The organism is Streptomyces sp. NPDC059092 (genome assembly GCF_042756365.1).
Lineage (GTDB): Bacteria > Actinomycetota > Actinomycetes > Streptomycetales > Streptomycetaceae > Streptomyces.
Map to the genome: position 1 here is coordinate 1 of NZ_JBHZEJ010000090.1, position 16,991 is coordinate 16,991.

Genomic DNA, 16,991 nt, shown 5'->3' on the forward strand with positions numbered 1-16,991 from the left:
CGCCCGGTTACATTCCGAACCCGGAAGCTAAGCCTCACAGCGCCGATGGTACTGCAGGGGGGACCCTGTGGGAGAGTAGGACGCCGCCGAACAATCTTTCAAGGACCCGTGGTCCAGCGTTCACGCTGGGCTACGGGTCCTTTTTGTTTTGCCCTCTATTACCCGAAGCCACCGTCCGAAGCGCTCGTCGGCACCCCGACTGCGCGAGAATGGCTGCGGTACCCGAAGACAGGAGCCCAACCGATGTCCCCCAATTCCTCCGACGACCGTCCTGAGCGCGACCCGCGCCGCAGCGACAGCGGCGACCGGGGCGGCTTCCGTGGCGGCCGTGACGATCGCGATCGTGCACCGCGTCGCGACGACCAGCGTGGTGGCGGGTTCCGTGGCGCGCGTGACGGCCGGCCCAGCGGGCCCCGTCGCGACGACGACCGCGGCGGCCGTCCCGGCTCGGGTTCCCGTTTCGGCTCCAGCTCCGGTTCAGGTTCTGGTTCCGGTGGTGGCGGTGGTTACGGTCGCCGTGACGACCGAGGCGGCCGACCGGCCGGCGGTGACAACCGTGGCGGTGGTGGTTACGGTCGCCGCGACGATCGCCGTGATGACCGACCCAGCGGCCCGCGCCGTGACGATCGGGCTGGTGGCTTCCGTCGTGACGACCGCCCGACCGGCCCGCGCCGTGACGACCGGCCTGCCTTCCGTCGTGATGACCGCCGTGACGACCGCCCGAGCGGTCCGCGCCGCGATGACCGACCGGCCTTCCAGCGGGACGATCGCCGTGATGACCGGCCCTCCGGTCCGCGTCGTGACAACGACCGTGGCGACCGCGGTGGCTTCCGCCGTGACGATCGCCGCGATGACCGTCCGAGCGGTCCGCGCCGCGATGACCGCCGCGATGACCGGCGTGACGACCGGTCCAGTGCTCCGGGTCGTGACGACCGGTCCGGTGGCTTCCGCCGTGATGACCGCCGTGATGACCGCCCGAGCGGCCCGCGCCGCGATGACCGACCGGCCTTCCAGCGTGACGACCGGCGTGACGATCGGCCTTCCGGCCCGCGTCGCGACGACCGGCCCGGTGGTTTCCGGCGTGACGATCGGTCCAGTGGCCCGCGCCGTGATGACCGGCCCTCCGGTCCGCGTCGTGACAACGACCGTGGCGACCGCGGTGGCTTCCGCCGTGACGATCGCCGCGATGACCGCCCGAGCGGCCCGCGCCGTGACGATCGCCGCGATGACCGTCGTGACGACCGGTCCAGTGCTCCGGGTCGTGACGACCGGTCGGGTGGCTTCCGCCGTGACGATCGCCGCGATGACCGCCCGAGCGGCCCGCGCCGTGACGACCGGCCTGCCTTCCGTCGTGATGACCGCCGTGACGACCGCCCGAGCGGTCCCCGTCGTGACGACCGGCCCGCCTTCCAGCGGGACGACCGTGGCGGCCGGCCCAGCGGGCCGCGCCGTGATGACCGTGGCGCCGACAGCCGTGGCGGTGGCGGTAGCTACGGCCGTCGCGACGACCGACGGGACGATCGCGGTGGCGACCGGGGCGGATACCGGGGCCGGGACGAGAATCGCGGTGGCGGGTTCGAGCGGCGTGACGACCGTGACCGTGACCGGGAGCCCATCAAGCGGCTGCCGATCCCGGACGACGTGACCGGTCAGGAGATCGACAAGAGTGTGCGGCAGGAGCTGATGAGCCTGCCCAAGACGCTCGCCGAGGACGTCGCCCGCAACCTCGTCATGGTCGCCCAGCTCATCGACGAGGATCCCGAGCAGGCGTACGCGTACTCGCGGATCGCACTGCGGCTCGCCTCCCGTGTCGCCGCCGTACGCGAGGCCGCCGGCTTCGCCGCGTACGCGACGCAGAAGTACTCGGAGGCGCTGGCCGAGTTCCGGGCCTCGCGGCGGATGACCGGCAGCGTGGAGCTGTGGCCCGTCATGGCCGACTGCGAGCGCGGTCTCGGCCGTCCCGAGCGGGCGATGGCCATGGCCGGCGAGCCCGAGGTGCAGAAGCTCGACAAGGCGGGCCAGGTCGAGATGCGGCTCGTCGCGGCCGGTGCGCGCAGGGACATGGGGCAGATCGACGCGGCCATCGTCACCTTGCAGAGCCCCGAACTGGCGTCCCACTCCGTACAGCCGTGGACCGCGCGGCTGCGGTACGCGTACGCCGACGCCCTGCTGTCGGCCGGGCGCGAGGACGAGGCGCGCGAGTGGTTCGGCAAGACCATCGAGGCGGACAAGGACGGGGCGACCGACGCCTCGGACCGGCTCGCCGAGCTGGACGGGGTCGAGTTCGTCGACGCCATGGGCGAGGACGAGACCGAGGCCGCGGGCGAGACCACGGCCGACGCCGTGACCGATGCCGGCGCCGACGGTCGGGGAGCGAGCGAGGCCGCTGCCCCGCCCGCGGGTGACGCGGACGCGGACGCGCTCCTCGACGAGGATGTCGTGGACCTCGACGAGGACGACAAGCGCTGAGCTGAGATGACAGGTGTGGGCGGTATCCCGGTCGGGGTACCGCCCACTGTCGTTTGAGCCACCGGGTGCGCCTCAGCTGAGTCCTCGGTCGAGGGTGACGCTTCGCATGACCAGCCCCGTGGCCGGCTTCGGCCCGAACGACGTCGACTTGCGCGGCATCGTGACCCCCTGGCGCGCCAGTTCCCGTACGACGTCCTCGCGCACCGGGTGCAGCAGCACCGCCGTACCGCCGGTACGTTCCGCCTGGACGATGGCCGCCTCGGTGTCGTGGAGGTAGGAGATGTGTTCCGGGTCGTCCGGGATCCGCCAGACGTGGTCCAGCAGCGTGGCGTGCAGGACCGTCGCGTCCAGCCGTTGCCAGGCCGCCGGGCGGTCGGTCCTTACCGTACGGGACAGCAGTTCCTCGTCCGGGCGGTCGACGAGATGGAAGCGGCCGTCCCCGGCGAGCAGGAACGCGTTGCCCGTGCCCGCCGCGTCCGCCAGGGCGCCGAGCGCTTCGGGGAGCGGTCCCTCGACCGTACGGACACGGAACGCGTCCGTGAGCGCGTCGACCGCCCGGTCGACCGGCAGCCCGCGCAGCAGCCGGTGGATGGAGCGGACCTGGAGGGGGTAGCGGGCCGTGTCGATCAGCAGGACCAGGCCGTACCCCCACGGCTCCGCCGGATCCCGCGCCCCCGCGTGCTCGTCGCGCAGCCGCAGATAGGTCGCCCAGCGGTGGTGGCCGTCGGCGATCAGGGCCTGGCGGTGGGCGAGGTCGTCGGCGATGTGCGCGAGATCGGCGGAGTCCGTGACCGACCAGAGGCGGTGGGCGAAGCCGTCCTCCGTGGTGGTGGTGAGGAGCGGGGCGCGGCCGAGGGCGCGTTCGACGACGCCCGCCGTACCGCCTGCCGCGTCGGGATCGCCGCGGTACGTCAGCAGCAGCGGTTCCAGGTTGGCGGCGGTCGTCCGCAGCAGCGCCGCGCGGTCCGCCACCACGTCCGGCATCACGTCCTCGTGCGGCAGCACGATGCCGTCGGCGGGGGAGGAGAGAGCGAGTGCGCCGATGACCCCTCGCTGGAGCACCTCGCCCCTGCGCTGTTCGTACACGTACAGCGCGGGCTCCGGGTCCGGGGCGAGCACGCCCTCCGTGAGCCACCGCTCCAGCGTCGCCGCCGCCTGGTGGTGCCGGTCCTCGGGGGTGGCGGCCTGCGGCAGGATGAGCCGGACGATGTTGTACGGGTCCGCGGACTCCAGGTGGTGCAGTCCGTCGGGCCTGACGACGACGTCGTACGGTGGCGAGGTCACCGCGGACAGGCTGCCCACACGTTCCCGGACGTACCGGAGCCCGCGGAACGGAATCAGCCGCAGCCCCTTGTCCACAGGACCTGTTGTGTTCATCCGAGCATCGTATGTGCATCGTATGGACGGGGTGGGCATGAGCGATGATCGGTGAGAAGTCCCGAGCGAGGAGCGTAAGCAGGATGAGCCAGCAGAGCAGGACCAGGCCGAGCGGGAGTGCGACCGCGCTGAACGAGGCGTACGACACGGCTCTGCTCGATCTCGACGGTGTGGTGTACGCCGGCGGGGAGGCCATCGCGTACGCCGTCGAGTCGCTCGGCACCGCCCGGGACGCGGGGATGCGGCTCGCGTACGTCACCAACAACGCTCTCCGCCCGCCGGACACCGTCGCCGTCCATCTCACGGAGTTGGGCGTGCCCGCGGAGCCCGCCGATGTGATCACCTCGGCGCAGGCGGTTTCCCGGCTGATCGCCGAGCAGCTCCCGGCCGGGTCGAAGGTGCTGGTCATCGGCGGTGACGGGCTGCGGATCGCGCTGCGCGAGCGTGGCCTGGAGCCGGTCGAGTCGGCCGACGACGACCCGGCCGCGGTGGTGCAGGGGTACGGCGGCCCCGATCTGCCGTGGGCACGGTTCGCCGAGGCGTGTTACGCGATCAACCGGGGCGTGCCGTGGTTCGCGTCCAACACCGATCTGACGATCCCCGGCGCACGCGGGATCATGCCGGGCAACGGCGCCGCGGTGGAGGTCGTACGGATCGGTACGGGCGCCGAGCCGCAGGTCGCGGGCAAGCCGCTGCCCCCGATGCACCGCGAGACGATCCTGCGGACCGGGGCCAGGAAGGCGCTGGTCGTCGGGGACCGGCTGGACACCGACATCGAGGGGGCGTTCAACGGCGGCGTCGACTCGCTGCTCGTGCTGACCGGGGTGACGGACGGGGCGCGGCTGCTGGCCGCCGAGCCCGAGCACCGGCCGACGTACGTGGACGCCGATCTGCGCGGGCTGCTCACCGGGCAGCCCGAGGTGACGGAGCGGGACGGCGGGTTCGGCTGCGGCGGCTGGACGGCCTCCACGGGCGCGGGTGCGCTCGTCCTCGACGGGGACGGTACGGCGCTGGACGGGCTGCGCGCGCTGTGCGCGGTGGCCTGGACGGACGCGGGCGAGGGCGCGTGCGCGCTGGACGCGGGCAAGGCGCTGGCCCGGCTGGGGCTTTAGGGTGTTTCGTTTGGATCTGGCTGGGTCAGGGAGCGCCCGCCGCGTCAGCGGCTGATGTGGCCCGTTGGTGCCGTGGACCGACGACAACGCCGCGAGGCGCGGCACCGGGGCGCGCGAGCCCGGCCAGATCCCAACGAGAGGCCCTAGTACTGCAAGACCGTTGCAGTACTAGGGCGTGTTTCGAAAGTCCCGCCTGGCCCGCGACGCCTGGCACGCACGCTCGCTGCGTTGTCGGAGTCGTCCGAGTACGTCCAGGCCATCGAGGGTGCCGATCCTCCGCCTTGCGATCGCACGCACCAGACGCCGCAGGCCCGCCCTACGGGCGGACGGCGCTACTTTCGAAACACGCCCTAGGCCCCTCCCGGCAAGCTTTGCCCCGTCGGGGACATCGCCGGTCGCGGCACTGGACCCGGCATGCGGTGAGAGGCGTCCGGGCCCGTCGGCGACGGGCCCGGGACCCGGGTGGTGATGGTGCGCGTGGGGTGCGGGGCCCGGTCGGTGGTGCGCGTGGGCCGGGTTACGCGTTCTCGGCCGCCTCCATCAGGTTGTCCTCCGAGGCGCCCCGGCGCCAGTAGCCGCTGAACTTCACCGCCCGGCGGTCGAAGCCGCGGTCCGCGACGAGGTGGCGGCGTACCGCCTTCACCGTGGCCGCCTCCCCGGCGACCCAGGCGTACGGGGTGCCCTCCGGGAGCGCGGCGGCGCGGATGGCGTCCGGGGTGGTGGGGGAGGCGTTCCGGACGAGCCAGGTGATGTGCGCGTCCGCCTGTGTGGGGAGCTCCTGACGGTCCGCCGGGTCGTGGACCTCGATCCAGATCCGGGCGGGGGTGGCGGGAGGCAGCGTGCCGAGGATGCCGGCGACGGCGGGGAGCGCGGATTCGTCGGCGGTCAGCAGGATCCAGTCCGTGCCGTCCGGCGGCCGGAAGTCGTACCCGGCGTTCTCCTCCTCGACCGGGGCCAGGACACGGATCCGGTCGCCCGGCGCGGCGGCCCCGGCCCAGCGCGAGGCGGGGCCCGAGGCGTCGCCGGAATCCGTGTGCAGGGCGAAGTCGATGACCAACTCGTCCGGTTCGCGGCGCAGTTCCCGCAGCGTGTACGTGCGCATGATGCCGCGCACCGCCGGGTCGAGCGCGCGCCACGCGCCGTACCAGTCGGCCGCCCTCATGTCCGGCATGACCGGCTCGCTCTGCCCGGGGCGGGGCAGGAACAGTTTGACGCGCTGGTCACGCCCGGCGGAGGCCATGCGCGCCAGGTCGGGGCCGCCGAGGACGATCCGCGCCATGGCGGGGGTGATCCGCTCCGCGCGGAGTACCTCGACGGTGAAGAACTGGAAGGGCGACGGGGAGGGAGCGGGGGCGGGCCGGGGAGTGGACGGGGCCGAGGACGGGGCGGCCGGGGCCAGGGACGGGGAAGCGTTGGTCATTCGGGGAGCCTCTTCGACTTCTCGACGGCGGCGGCGAGTTGTTCCAGGAGCGGGGCACGCCCCGCGTCACTGAGCTGTGCTTCGTCGAGCCGGGCGGCGATCCGCTTCGGGACGCCGTCGGCCGTGACGTTCGTGCCCCGGTCGTCCCGGAAAGTCCAGGAACCGCCCCCGTCCCCGCCCCCGTTGGCGGCGAGCACGGCACGGCGGACGGTGCCGCGGGCCGACGGTGGGCCGTTCATGACGAGGACGTCCCTTATCGAGGCAAGATGCGAGGGTAGGCTAACCTAACCACGTGTTGGTCGACAGTCCCCCGGAACAGTGCGCGAAGCCGACGGCCACCGCGCCGCGCAGACGTCCCGCCGCGCGCGCCACGGGGCCGGCTCCCGCCGCCGGTGTCCTCGCGCCGGTCGGTGTCGCGAGCATCGTGGTCGGTGAGGTGACGGCTGACAGGTGAACGGCGCGCCATCGGCGGCGACCACGGCAGCAGCATCAGCGACATCGGTACCGGCGCCGGTGCCGGCAACGAACCCCGCGGACCCCAGGAGTACGACCATGCAGCGACTCACCGCGGAATCGGTGACCCTCGGCTACGACCAGCGGGTCATCGCCCGCGATCTGTCGGTGGAGATACCCGACCACTCCTTCACGGTGATCGTCGGCCCGAACGCCTGCGGCAAGTCGACCTTGCTCCGCGCGCTCTCCCGGATGCTCAAGCCCGCCGAGGGGCGCGTCCTGCTCGACGGTTCCGTCATCCACGCGATGCCCGCCAAGAAGGTCGCGAAGACCCTCGGACTGCTTCCGCAGTCGTCCATCGCGCCCGACGGCATCACCGTCGCTGACCTGGTGGCGCGCGGCCGCTACCCGCACCAGGGGCTGCTGCGCCAGTGGTCGCCGGAGGACGAGCGGATCGTCGGCGAGTCCATGGAGGCCACCGGGGTCGGTGAACTCGCCGACCGTTACGTCGACGAACTCTCCGGCGGCCAGCGTCAGCGCGTCTGGATAGCGATGGCCCTCGCGCAGCAGACACCGCTGCTCCTGCTGGACGAGCCGACCACCTTCCTCGACATCCAGCACCAGATCGATGTGCTGGACCTCTGCGCCGAGCTGCACGAGACCCAGGGCCGTACGCTCGTCGCCGTCCTGCACGACCTCAACCACGCCGCCCGGTACGCCACGCACCTCATCGCCATGCGCGACGGGCGGATCGTGGCGGAGGGCTCCCCGGCGGAGGTCGTGACGGCCGCGCGGGTGGAGGAGGTCTTCGGACTGCGCTGCCAGGTCATCGACGACCCGGAGACGGGTACGCCGCTGGTGGTGCCGGCCGGGCGCCAGGCGCGCCGCGAGCCGTCGCCCGAGCAGGCCGTCGAGCAGGCCGTCGAACGGGCGGCGGACCGGGCGCCGGACGAGGACGGGCCCGAGGACCGGGCCCCCGCCGCGGCGCCCGGGCGGGCGGCGGACCCGCGGGCCGCCGGGGTGCTAGAGAAGTGACCTCAGGCGCAGCAGATCGCGGAAGCCCGCCTCCAGCCTGACCCGGCCGGAGCCCCACGCGCGGGCGAAGTCCAGTTCGCCGTCGACCAGCGCCACCAGGTCGTCGCCCGTCATGGCCAGCCTTATCTGCGCCCTGCCGGGCGGCGGCCCCGGGGTGGAGTCGGCCACGTCGATCCGGCCGTCCACCAGGCGCCCGCTGAACGTGACATCCAGATCGGTGATGTGGCAGCTCAGGGAACGGTCGAAGCCGGCCGTGCCGCCGGCCTTCCCGTCCGTCCGCGCCAGATTGTCGGAGAGCTTGTCGAGTGCGCTGCGGCACTCCTCCTTCGTCGCCATCGCGACCGACGGTACCCCAGCTCTTCGCGGTAGCGTCTCGGGTATGAGCGACGTGACCGCGGACCCGGCCCCCGAGGCGGCGGACCCGGTGCCCCCGCACACCCCGCGGAACCCGGGGTCCCCGGCGGCCCCCGGGCCTTCCGCGCCCGACCCGGCGGCGCCCCGTCCCCTCGGCGTGGCCCGCACCCCGACCGGCGACGACGGGGTGGACCGTACGCTTGCCCGGCTCGCCGACGCCGACCACCTCCCCGCCGGGGGCCATGCCGCGGTGTACGAGGATGTACACGGGGGACTGCGTGACGCGCTGAGCGCGCTCGACGTACGTCCGGCACCCCCGGGGCCTCCCCGGTGACCTCTCGCGTACGACCACAGGAGCTGAACCGAACGTGGCTGGACTGGCACGCCGCCGTCTCGATGCCGAGCTGGTACGCCGTAACCTCGCGCGGTCGCGCGAACACGCGAGCCAGCTCATCGCCGCCGGCCGGGTGACGGTCGGCGGCACCACCGCGACCAAACCCGCCACGCAGGTGGAGACCAGCGCCGCCGTCGTCGTCAAGGCGGACGACGGCGACCCCGACTACGTCTCGCGCGGCGGTCACAAACTCGCGGGCGCGCTCGCCGCCTTCGTACCGCTCGGCCTGGAGGTACGCGGCCGGCGGGCCCTCGACGCGGGCGCCTCCACCGGCGGATTCACCGATGTGCTGCTGCGTGCCGGGGCCGCCCGGGTCGTCGCGGTGGACGTCGGATACGGACAACTCGCCTGGTCGCTGCGGAGCGATGAACGCGTCACCGTCAAGGACCGTACGAACGTACGTGAGTTGACGCTTGATGCGATCGAAGGGGAGCCCGTGGATCTGATCGTGGGGGATCTGTCGTTCATTCCGCTGGGGGTGGTGCTGCCGGCCCTGGTGGGCTGCGCCGCCCCCGACGCCGATCTCGTGATGATGGTCAAGCCGCAGTTCGAGGTCGGCAAGGACCGTCTCGGCAGCGGTGGCGTGGTCCGCAGCCCCGAGCTGCGCGCCGAGGCCGTACGGAACGTGGCCCGGCGGGCGGGTGGACTCGGCCTCGGCGTACGGGGCGTCACCGCAAGCCCGCTGCCCGGACCCTCCGGGAACGTCGAGTACTTTCTGTGGCTGCGTGCCGGAGCGCCCGAGCTGGACCCGGCGGATGTCGACCGCGCAGTGGCGGAGGGGCCCCGGTGACGAAGAACGCGGCGGAGGAACAGATGCGGGACGGGGAGAGAGCCTTGGACGAGGAACGCGCGGCGAACGCCGACCGGACCGTGTTCCTGCTGGTCCACACCGGCCGTACGGCGGCCGTCCGCAGCGCCGAACTGGTCGTCAACGGGCTGGTGCGCAGCGGTATCGGGGTACGGGTGCTGGACAGCGAGGCGGTCGATCTGCCGCTGCCCGACTCCGTCCAGACGGCCTCCGAGGCCATCCCCGACGCGCTGGAGGGGTGCGAGCTGCTGATCGTGCTCGGCGGGGACGGCACCCTGCTGCGCGGCGCCGCGTTCGCGCGCGCCTCCGGCGTGCCGATGCTCGGCGTCAACCTGGGCAGGGTCGGCTTCCTCGCCGAGGCGGAACGGGACGATCTGGACAAGGTCGTCGACCGGGTCGTCACCCGTGAGTATGAGGTCGAGGAGCGGATGACGATCGATGTCGTCGTCCACAGCAACGGCGATGTCGTCCACGAGGACTGGGCGCTCAACGAGGCGGCCGTGCAGAAGGTCTCGCCCGAGCGGATGCTCGAAGTCGTCCTGGAGATCGACGGCAGACCGGTCACCGGATTCGGCTGCGACGGCATCGTCTGCGCCACCCCCACCGGTTCGACGGCGTACGCCTTCTCGGCCGGCGGCCCGGTCGTCTGGCCGGAGGTCGAGGCGCTGCTGATGGTGCCGATCAGCGCCCACGCGCTCTTCGCGAAACCGCTGGTGACGTCCCCGACGACGGTGCTCGCGGTGGAGGTGCAGCAGGACACCCCGAACGGGGTGCTGTGGTGCGACGGACGCCGGACCATCGAGCTGCCCCCGGGCGCGCGGGTGGAGGTACGGCGCGGCTCCGTCCCGGTACGGCTGGCGCGGCTGCACCACGCGTCGTTCACCGACCGGCTGGTGGCCAAGTTCGCGCTGCCGGTCTCGGGCTGGCGCGGGGCGCCGCACTGACACCACCCGTGTACGGTTCCGGGTGGTTTCGCCGCGTATGGGGCGAGTGGCGCGCCACCCGGGCACCGGCCCTCCCGCGAACTCGGGGGTGGGGTGCGTGGCGCACCCGGCGCGAAGACCTCGTATGGTCATCACCGTGTTGGAGGAGATGCGGATACGGTCGCTCGGGGTCATCGACGACGCGGTCGTCGAGCTGTCGCCCGGCTTCACGGCGGTGACCGGCGAGACCGGCGCGGGCAAGACCATGGTCGTCACCAGTCTGGGGCTGCTGCTCGGTGGGCGCGCCGACCCCGCCCTGGTGCGGATCGGCGCCAAGTCGGCGGTCGTCGAGGGGCGGGTCACGCTTGCCCCCGGCGCGCCCGCGACGCTGCGCGCCGAGGAGGCTGGCGCGGAGCTGGACGAGGGCGCGCTGCTCATCAGCAGAACCGTCTCGGCCGAGGGACGCTCACGCGCCCACCTCGGCGGGCGCTCCGTGCCCGTGGGCGTGCTGGCGGAGCTGGCGGACGATCTGGTCGCCGTGCACGGCCAGACCGACCAGCAGGGGCTGCTGCGGCCCGCCCGGCAGCGCAAGGCCCTGGACCGGTACGCGGGGGACGCCGTCTCCGTACCGCACACCGCGTACACCGCCGCGTACCGCAGGCTGCGGGCCGTGGCCACGGAACTGGACGAACTGACCACCCGGGCCAGGGAGCGCGCGCAGGAGGCCGATCTGCTGCGCTTCGGGCTGACCGAGATCGAGTCGGTCGAACCCCGGGCCGGCGAGGACCTCGAACTCGCCGCCGAGGCCGAGCGGCTGGGCCACGCGGAAGCGCTCGCCTCCGCCGCCTCCCTCGCCCACGCGGCGCTCGCGGGCAACCCCGAGGATCCGGAGGCCATCGACGCGACCATGCTCGTCGGGGGCGCGGGGCGGGCGCTTGAGGCGGTGAGGGCCCATGATCCGGTCCTGGCCGCACTGGCCGACCGGATGGGCGAGGTCGCGATCCTGCTGACGGACGTCGCGGGCGAACTCGCCGGATACGCGGACAATGTGGACGCCGATCCGCTCCGGCTGGCCGCCGTCGAGGAACGGCGGGCCGGACTCACCGCGCTGACCAGGAAGTACGGCGCCGACATCGACGCCGTACTGGTCTGGTCCGAGGAGAGCGCGGCGCGCCTCACCGAGCTGGAGGGCGACGACGAGCGGATCGGCGAGCTGACGGCCGAACGCGACGTGCTGCGCGCCGAACTCTCCGGCCTCGCCCAGGCGCTCACCGACGCCCGCACGGAGGCGGCGGCGCGCTTCGCGGAGGCCGTCACGGCGGAGCTGGCCTCGCTGGCCATGCCGCACGCGCGCGTCTCGTTCGACATCCGGCAGACGGAGTCGGCGGACGAGAGCGCGGGTGTCGACGTCGGCGGGCGCTCCGTGGTCCACGGACCGCACGGCGTCGACGAGGTCGAACTGCTGCTGGCCCCGCACCCAGGCGCCCAGCCCCGGCCGATCGCCAGGGGCGCGTCGGGCGGTGAGCTGTCGCGCGTGATGCTCGCCGTGGAGGTGGTGTTCGCCGGGTCCGACCCCGTGCCGACCTACCTCTTCGACGAGGTCGACGCGGGCGTCGGCGGCAAGGCGGCGGTCGAGGTCGGCCGCAGGCTGGCCAAGCTCGCCAGATCGGCGCAGGTGGTGGTGGTCACGCACCTTCCCCAGGTCGCGGCGTTCGCGGACCGGCAGCTCCTGGTCGAGAAGACGGTCGACGGATCGGTGACGCGCTCCGGGGTGACGGTCCTGGAGGGCGAGGACCGGGTACGGGAACTGTCGCGGATGCTCGCGGGCCAGGAGGACTCGGAGACGGCCCGCGCCCACGCCGAGGAACTGCTGGCGACGGCGCGTTCGGAGTGACGTACGGAATGATGCCCGGTGCGCCCGGTGCGCCCGGTGCGCCCGGTGCGCCCGGTGCGCCCGGTGCGCCCGGTGCGCCCGGAGCGGCCGGGTGGCCGGAGTGATCCGTACGGCCTTCGGGACGAGCAGGACCGCCGCGTTCCTCACCGCGCTGGGCACCACCCGTGCCGTGTACGAAGTGCTCCGCTCCCGGGCGCCGGGGGACCCCGCGCGCTGGCGGCGGAGCAACTACGCCGGGCGCACCGTCGAGTTGTACGCCGGTCCCGCCACCGTCCTCGGAGCCGCCGCCGGGGCCGCGCCGGTCGCCGCGCGGGGCGCGGTCACCCTGGCCGTCCTCGCCGCCGGTGCCTGCGGGGCGTACGACGACCGGGCCGGCCAGGGCGATCCGCGCCGGGGCTTCCGGGCCCAGCTCGGCGCGTTGCGCCACGGCGAGGTGACCACCGGCGCCGTGAAACTCCTCGGCATCGGCACCGCCGCGCTCGCCGCCGGCGCGCTGCTCAAGGACCGTCCGGTGGACCGGTTGCTGGCTGCTGTGGTGATCGCGGGCGGTGCGCACTGCGTCAACCTCCTCGACGTGCGCCCCGGGAGGGCCTGCGTCGGGGTGATCGCCCTCGGCGCCCCCGGCCTGCTGCGCGGGGGTGCGGCGGGCGCCCTGGCCGCCGTGCCGGTGGGCGCCGCCGCCGCGGTCGTCGGCGCCGACCTCGGAGAGCGGACGATGCTCGGCGACGCGGGCGCCCACGCGCTCGGCGCGGCCCTGGGCGCCGCCGTCGTGGCGGGCAACGGCCGGGCCGGACTGGCCTTGCACGCACTGGGAGTCGTCGCCGCGACGGCGTACGGTGACAGGGCCGGCCGGTCGGGGAGCGAAAAGCGGAACCGGGAAAGCCGGCCCGCGCTTTCACCCGTGTGAGTGATCCGGGCGCGGAGTTGAGGCGCCGGACCCCCGAACGGCGCCCCGGCGGTGCCGGAACGTGCGTACGGACTGGCATCCTTGAAGCACCCCCTCGCCACCCCCTCACCCGAATCCAGGAGCCCTGCCCACGTGACACAACTGCGTACGGTCCAGGTGCTGGGCGGTGGCAGCGCGGGCAGCAGCGCGCACGTCCGATCGCTGGCGGCGGGGCTGGTCGCCCGGGGCGTGCGCGTCACCGTGTGCGCCCCCGTCGCACTGGACCGGGCCTACGACTTCGGCGGCGCGGGGGCCCTGCACGTTCCCGTGGCCCGGCGCGGTGACCCGGCCTCGGTGGCGGCGCTCCGGGCGGCGTGCGCCGGAGCGGACGTGGTGCACGCGCACGGGCTGCACGCTGCCGTGAGGACCGCGCTCGCGCTCGGCGGCCTGCGGGTGCCGCTGGTCGTCACCTGGCACACGCGTACGGAAGCGGAGGGGCCCCGGGGCCGTCTGCTGCGGATGCTGGAACGACGCGCCGTCCGGGCCGCCTCGGTGGTGCTCGGCGCGACCTCCGAACTGGTCGACGGCGCGCGCGCCCGGGGCGCGCGCGACGCCCGCCTCGCGCCGGTCGCATGGCCGGAGCCCCGCCCGCGGGCCGCGGGCGAGGAGAACAAGTCCCGGGCCGAACTCGGCGCCGTCGAAAGGCCGTTACTGATGGCCGTGGGCAGCCTCGTACCGGACCAGGGGTACGACACGCTCCTCGACGCCGTCGCCGGCTGGCGCGACCTCGACCCCCTCCCGCTGCTCACCATCGCGGGCGAGGGCCGGGAACGCGCCAGGCTCCAGCGCCGGATCGAGAACGAGGACCTGCCCGTACAGCTCATCGGCCGCAGGGACGACATCAGCGAACTCCTCGCGTCCGCGGACGTCGCCGTGCTCGCCAGCCGCTGGGAGGCCCGCTCCGTCCTCGCACAGGAGGCGCTGCGGCTCGGCGTACCGCTGGTCGCGACGGCGGTGGGCGCGACCCCCGAACTGGTCGGCGACGCGGCGGAACTCGTCCCGTACGGCGACGCGCCGGCCCTGGCGGACGCGGTGACGGGCCTGCTGGCCGACCCGGTGCGGCGCGCCCGGCTGGTCGCGGCGGGCCGGGCACAGGCGGCCACCTGGCCGACGGAGGACGAGACGATCGCGCAGGTCCTCTGCGTGTACGACGAACTGACGGAGCGGGGACGCCCGCCGCGCTGACCGGCCTGAGGCGGCCGGAGCACGCGCCCCGGCAGCCTCTCACTCCCCGGGCGTGTGCCGGCGGGCCCGCGGCGCCAGGCGCAGGGCCGGCACCGTCCGCGGGTCCTCCAGGTCCGTGCCCAGCAGCTCCGAGATCCGGCCGAGCCGGTTGTGGAGCGTCTGCCGGTTGAGACGCGGCTCCCGCGCCGCCTCCGCCTTGCGCCCCGCGTGCGCCGGACAGACCTCCGGCGTCGGCAGCAGCGCGGGCCGCGACGATGCGGACGGGCGCGGAACGCGCGAGGGCGCGAAGACGCGGATGCCCCGGGAACGCGGATGCCCCGAAGAGGCGGATGTCCCGGGGGACACGTGCGGGCGTGAAAAGCGGGCGGGGCCCGGACAGCGCGGCGTGAACCGCTCCGTCCGGGCCCCGCCCGTGTTCCTCCGGCCCGTCAGCCGTCAGCCGCCGTACGCGCCCGACGCCGTCAGCCGCAGCGCCGTGTCGATCAGCGGCACATGGCTGAACGCCTGCGGGAAGTTGCCGACCTGGCGCTGGAGCCGGGAGTCCCACTCCTCGGCCAGCAGCCCGAGATCGTTCCGCAGCGACAGCAGCTTCTCGAAGAGCTTGCGCGCCTCGTCGACCCGCCCGATCATCGCCAGGTCGTCGGCCAGCCAGAACGAGCAGGCGAGGAACGCGCCCTCGTCGCCCTCCAGGCCGTCGACCCCCGCGTCCTCACCCGACGTCGGGTAGCGCAGGACGAAACCGTCCTCCGTGGACAGCTCGCGCTGGATCGCCTCGATCGTGCCGATGACCCGCTTGTCGTCCGGTGGCAGGAAGCCCATCTGCGGGATGAGCAGCAGCGACGCGTCCAGTTCCTTGGAACCGTACGACTGCGTGAAGGTGTTCCGCTCCTTGTCGTACCCCTTCTCGCAGACATCGTGGTGGATGTCGTCGCGCAGCTCGCGCCAGCGCTCCAGCGGCCCGTCCGCGTCGCCCGACTCGATCAGCTTGATCGTCCGGTCGACGGCGACCCACGCCATCACCTTCGAGTGAACGAAGTGCCGGCGCGGCCCGCGCACCTCCCAGATGCCCTCGTCGGGCTGGTCCCAGTGCTTCTCCAGGTAGCGGATCAGCTTGAGCTGGAGGACGGAGGCGTAGTCGTTGCGCGCCAGGCCCGTCATGTGGGCGAGGTGCAGCGCCTCGGTGACCTCGCCGTACACGTCGAGCTGGAGCTGGTGCGCGGCCCCGTTGCCGACCCGGACCGGGCCCGAACGCTCGTAGCCCGGCAGCCAGTCCAGCTCGGCCTCGCCCAGCTCACGCTCGCCCGCGATGCCGTACATGATCTGGAGGTTCTCCGGATCGCCGGCCACGGCGCGCAGCAGCCACTCACGCCAGGCGCGGGCCTCCTCGCGGTAGCCGGTGCGCAGCAGGGACGAGAGCGTGATCGCGGCGTCGCGCAGCCACGTGTAGCGGTAGTCCCAGTTGCGGCTGCCGCCGATCTCCTCGGGGAGCGAGGTCGTCGGCGCGGCCACGATGCCGCCCGTCGGCGCGTACGTCAGGGCCTTGAGCGTGATCAGCGAACGGATCACGGCTTCCCGGTAGGGGCCGTGGTACGTGCAGTGCTCGACCCACTCGCGCCAGAACTCGGAGGTCGCCTCCAGGGAGCCCTCCGGGTCCGGCAGCGCGGGCGGCTGACGGTGCGAGGGCTGCCAGCTGATCGTGAACGCGATCCGGTCCCCGGGTGCCACCGTGAAGTCGGAGTACGTCGTCAGGTCCTTGCCGTGCGTCTCCGCCTCGGTGTCCAGCCAGACCGAGTCGGGTCCGGCGACGGCGACCGTACGGTTGTCCACCTTGTGGACCCACGGTACGACGCGTCCGTAGCTGAACCGCATCCGTAGCGCGGAGCGCATCGGCACGCGGCCGCTGACGCCCTCGACGATCCGGATGAGCTGCGGCGCGCCGTCACGCGGCGGCATGAAATCGGTCACTCTCACGGTCCCGCGCGGCGTGTCCCACTCGGACTCCAGAATCAGGGAGTCCCCGCGGTAGCGGCGCCGTGTGGCCCGCGGCGGTACGGAGCCCGCGGGATACGCGGGCCCCAGTCGCCAGAAACCGTGCTCGTCGGTTCCCAGCAGAGCCGCGAAAACGGCATGCGAATCGAAGCGGGGCAGGCACAGCCAGTCGACTGTGCCGTCCCGGCAGACCAGGGCAGCGGTCTGCATGTCTCCGATGAGTGCGTAATCCTCGATGCGCCCGGCCACGTGCATCTCCAGTCGAACGGCCACGTCCGCCCCGCGGGGCGCTTACTGCGGTCAAGGGTCGTTGACGAGCTGGTTTTCCGGGAAATCGGGCGGGGGTGGTGCCGTTTGCCGGCCGCACTCGGCAGCGAATGTTTGAGCAGGATACGACGCACGTCGGGGTTCCGCGTCACGCTCGGAAGAAGAGCGGTCCGCCGAACGAGTGGGGCCGACGGGACGAGGGGGAAAAAGTGTGACGAGGGGGAAAGGGGAGGCGGTGCACGGGGGCGCGTGGCCGGAAGCGGCCTCCCGTCGTCGCTGTTACCCTGGTAGCCCGTGGACCGGTGGACTCCCTGCACAGCACAGAGACCCCGAAACCGCAGCGACGGCAGTCCCTTCGCCTCTCG

Annotated in this window: 16 protein-coding genes, 1 rRNA gene and 1 pseudogene; 12 read left to right on the top strand and 6 right to left on the bottom strand. The window is 73.4% G+C overall.

Translation table 11 applies throughout. The features are described 5' to 3' along the window. The 3 genes and pseudogenes from rrf to ACFXPL_RS33615 form a co-directional block, all read left to right on the top strand. Positions 1-92, top strand: a 5S ribosomal RNA gene (rrf, locus tag ACFXPL_RS33605); the annotation flags it as partial. A gap of 421 nt (positions 93-513) precedes the next feature. Next, a pseudogene (locus ACFXPL_RS33610) lies at positions 514-1,512 on the top strand (hypothetical protein); the annotation flags it as partial. 171 nt (positions 1,513-1,683) lie between these two features. Then, positions 1,684-2,469, top strand: a complete 786-nt coding sequence (locus ACFXPL_RS33615; RefSeq protein ID WP_384926842.1) for a hypothetical protein — start codon at positions 1,684-1,686, stop codon at positions 2,467-2,469. A 72-nt stretch (positions 2,470-2,541) separates the two neighbouring features. Here ACFXPL_RS33615 and ACFXPL_RS33620 read toward each other — a convergent pair whose 3' ends face one another. Beyond that, entirely contained in the window at positions 2,542-3,846 is a 1,305-nt protein-coding gene (locus tag ACFXPL_RS33620; RefSeq protein WP_384926804.1) for a DUF1015 family protein, read from the bottom strand. Positions 3,847-3,929: 83 nt separating this feature from the next. Between ACFXPL_RS33620 and ACFXPL_RS33625 the strand changes: the two genes are divergently transcribed. After that, positions 3,930-4,958 carry an HAD-IIA family hydrolase gene (locus ACFXPL_RS33625; protein ID WP_384926806.1) on the top strand — a complete coding sequence of 343 codons (1,029 nt, stop codon included), beginning with the start codon at positions 3,930-3,932 and terminating at the stop codon, positions 4,956-4,958. A gap of 517 nt (positions 4,959-5,475) precedes the next feature. Here the strand turns inward: ACFXPL_RS33625 and ACFXPL_RS33630 are convergent. Beyond that, positions 5,476-6,378: a siderophore-interacting protein gene (locus ACFXPL_RS33630; RefSeq protein WP_384926808.1), complete on the bottom strand. Its 903-nt coding sequence runs from the start codon at positions 6,376-6,378 to the stop codon at positions 5,476-5,478. After that, positions 6,375-6,617 (bottom strand): hypothetical protein, encoded by a 243-nt coding sequence (locus ACFXPL_RS33635; protein ID WP_384926810.1) that lies wholly within the window; start codon positions 6,615-6,617, stop codon positions 6,375-6,377. The genes ACFXPL_RS33630 and ACFXPL_RS33635 overlap by 4 nt, the downstream gene beginning before the upstream one ends. A gap of 53 nt (positions 6,618-6,670) precedes the next feature. Here ACFXPL_RS33635 and ACFXPL_RS33640 point away from each other — a divergent pair, with 53 nt between their 5' ends. Beyond that, a complete protein-coding gene (locus ACFXPL_RS33640) occupies positions 6,671-6,832 on the top strand; it encodes a hypothetical protein (protein WP_384926812.1) in 162 nt (53 codons plus the stop codon). A 98-nt stretch (positions 6,833-6,930) separates the two neighbouring features. After that, positions 6,931-7,866 carry an ABC transporter ATP-binding protein gene (locus ACFXPL_RS33645; protein WP_384926814.1) on the top strand — a complete coding sequence of 312 codons (936 nt, stop codon included), beginning with the start codon at positions 6,931-6,933 and terminating at the stop codon, positions 7,864-7,866. Here ACFXPL_RS33645 and ACFXPL_RS33650 read toward each other — a convergent pair. Further along, a complete protein-coding gene (locus ACFXPL_RS33650; RefSeq protein WP_384926816.1) occupies positions 7,855-8,202 on the bottom strand; it encodes a sterol-binding protein in 348 nt (115 codons plus the stop codon). The two genes, ACFXPL_RS33645 and ACFXPL_RS33650, sit on opposite strands and share 12 nt — an antisense overlap. 43 nt (positions 8,203-8,245) lie before the next feature. Between ACFXPL_RS33650 and ACFXPL_RS33655 the strand changes: the two genes are divergently transcribed. From ACFXPL_RS33655 to ACFXPL_RS33680, 6 genes are all read left to right on the top strand, one after another. After that, a complete protein-coding gene (locus ACFXPL_RS33655) occupies positions 8,246-8,554 on the top strand; it encodes a hypothetical protein (RefSeq protein ID WP_384926818.1) in 309 nt (102 codons plus the stop codon). Positions 8,555-8,588: 34 nt separating this feature from the next. Continuing rightward, positions 8,589-9,404 (top strand): TlyA family RNA methyltransferase, encoded by an 816-nt coding sequence (locus ACFXPL_RS33660; RefSeq protein ID WP_384926820.1) that lies wholly within the window; start codon positions 8,589-8,591, stop codon positions 9,402-9,404. Positions 9,405-9,427: 23 nt separating this feature from the next. Continuing rightward, complete coding sequence (locus ACFXPL_RS33665; protein ID WP_384926844.1) at positions 9,428-10,366, top strand: NAD kinase; 939 nt, start codon at positions 9,428-9,430, stop codon at positions 10,364-10,366. A 130-nt stretch (positions 10,367-10,496) separates the two neighbouring features. Continuing rightward, positions 10,497-12,239 carry a DNA repair protein RecN gene (gene recN / locus ACFXPL_RS33670; RefSeq protein WP_384926846.1) on the top strand — a complete coding sequence of 581 codons (1,743 nt, stop codon included), beginning with the start codon at positions 10,497-10,499 and terminating at the stop codon, positions 12,237-12,239. A 100-nt stretch (positions 12,240-12,339) separates the two neighbouring features. Further along, positions 12,340-13,146, top strand: a complete 807-nt coding sequence (locus tag ACFXPL_RS33675; RefSeq protein WP_384926848.1) for a hypothetical protein — start codon at positions 12,340-12,342, stop codon at positions 13,144-13,146. A 132-nt stretch (positions 13,147-13,278) separates the two neighbouring features. Then, positions 13,279-14,370, top strand: a complete 1,092-nt coding sequence (locus tag ACFXPL_RS33680) for a glycosyltransferase family 4 protein (protein WP_384926822.1) — start codon at positions 13,279-13,281, stop codon at positions 14,368-14,370. 39 nt (positions 14,371-14,409) lie between these two features. Here the strand turns inward: ACFXPL_RS33680 and ACFXPL_RS33685 are convergent, their stop codons facing one another. Together ACFXPL_RS33685 and ACFXPL_RS33690 are read right to left on the bottom strand one after the other, a co-directional pair. Next, a complete protein-coding gene (locus ACFXPL_RS33685; RefSeq protein WP_384926824.1) occupies positions 14,410-14,715 on the bottom strand; it encodes a helix-turn-helix domain-containing protein in 306 nt (101 codons plus the stop codon). 90 nt (positions 14,716-14,805) lie between these two features. Next, positions 14,806-16,614 carry a glycoside hydrolase family 15 protein gene (locus ACFXPL_RS33690; protein ID WP_384926850.1) on the bottom strand — a complete coding sequence of 603 codons (1,809 nt, stop codon included), beginning with the start codon at positions 16,612-16,614 and terminating at the stop codon, positions 14,806-14,808. Positions 16,615-16,991: the final 377 nt, after the last annotated feature.

Bases quoted from the DNA above. Each gene is read 5' to 3' on its own strand.
- ACFXPL_RS33615 (WP_384926842.1), top strand. From the start codon at position 1,684: ATGAGCCTGCCCAAGACGCTCGCCGAGGACGTCGCCCGCAACCTCGTC.
- ACFXPL_RS33620 (WP_384926804.1), bottom strand. From the start codon at position 3,846: ATGAACACAACAGGTCCTGTGGACAAGGGGCTGCGGCTGATTCCGTTC.
- ACFXPL_RS33625 (WP_384926806.1), top strand. From the start codon at position 3,930: ATGAGCCAGCAGAGCAGGACCAGGCCGAGCGGGAGTGCGACCGCGCTG.
- ACFXPL_RS33630 (WP_384926808.1), bottom strand. From the start codon at position 6,378: ATGACCAACGCTTCCCCGTCCCTGGCCCCGGCCGCCCCGTCCTCGGCC.
- ACFXPL_RS33635 (WP_384926810.1), bottom strand. From the start codon at position 6,617: ATGAACGGCCCACCGTCGGCCCGCGGCACCGTCCGCCGTGCCGTGCTC.
- ACFXPL_RS33645 (WP_384926814.1), top strand. From the start codon at position 6,931: ATGCAGCGACTCACCGCGGAATCGGTGACCCTCGGCTACGACCAGCGG.
- ACFXPL_RS33650 (WP_384926816.1), bottom strand. From the start codon at position 8,202: ATGGCGACGAAGGAGGAGTGCCGCAGCGCACTCGACAAGCTCTCCGAC.
- ACFXPL_RS33655 (WP_384926818.1), top strand. From the start codon at position 8,246: ATGAGCGACGTGACCGCGGACCCGGCCCCCGAGGCGGCGGACCCGGTG.
- ACFXPL_RS33665 (WP_384926844.1), top strand. From the start codon at position 9,428: ATGCGGGACGGGGAGAGAGCCTTGGACGAGGAACGCGCGGCGAACGCC.
- ACFXPL_RS33690 (WP_384926850.1), bottom strand. From the start codon at position 16,614: ATGCACGTGGCCGGGCGCATCGAGGATTACGCACTCATCGGAGACATG.